Raw genomic sequence first — 859 nt, forward strand, 5'->3', positions numbered from 1 at the left:
CCTGAAGGAGACCTCGTTCCTGGTCAGCGCCCCGGTACTGGAACCGGCCACGCAGGGCTGGCGGGGGACACTCACACGCCTGGGATTCCGGATGGACCCCTCACCGGAAGAACTCTCCGAGCGCGAGGACATCCGCACCGTCAGCCGGCACTGGCCCGGTCCCCGCACCATCGCCGTGGTCAACCGCCAAGGGCGGGGCGAACAAGACCCCCACCGTGGTCATGCTCTCGGCGATCCTCGCCCGCTACAGCGGCGCCGCCACCGTCGCCTGGGACAACAACGAATCCCAAGGCACCCTGGGCTGGCGCACCGAAAAGGGTTCCCACGACCGGAGCGTCCTGGACCTGATCGATTCATCGACCGAGCTCCTCTCACCGGCAACGAACGCCGCGGAAATCGCCAAGTTCGTCCATCACCAGACCGCCGACAAGTTCGATGTCCTGCGCTCGGACGAAAACGAAGAAGGCGACCACGAAGTCACCGCCGAGGAAGTCGATATCGCCCACCAGGTCCTCACCCGCTACTACCGGCTCGTGGTCATGGATTCGGGCAACACCGCCCGGGCAGCGAACTGGCGCCGGATGATCGACCACACCAACCAGCTCGTCGTCCCCGTGACGGCCATCGAAGACCGCGCCGAAGCCGCCCGGCTGACACTGCAGACCCTCGAATCCCGTGGCGGCCACAACGCGGAACTGGCCCGCAACGCCGTCGTCATCGTCTCCGAATCCACCGACGCCAAGCGCAGCATGACCGGCGAAGCCCTCAAACGGGCCAAAGACGAGGCGCAGCGGATCGCGGACGGCTTTGAGCCGTTCGTCCGGGCCGTCGTCCGGATCCCCTACGACCCGGCCCTGGT

The 859-nt window shown here is 66.9% G+C and carries 1 pseudogene; it reads left to right on the forward strand.

The features are described from left to right. Positions 1–859: pseudogene (locus AHiyo1_RS20395) on the forward strand (AAA family ATPase); the annotation flags it as partial.

It is taken from the genome of Arthrobacter sp. Hiyo1, from assembly GCF_001263615.2.
GTDB lineage: Bacteria > Actinomycetota > Actinomycetes > Actinomycetales > Micrococcaceae > Arthrobacter.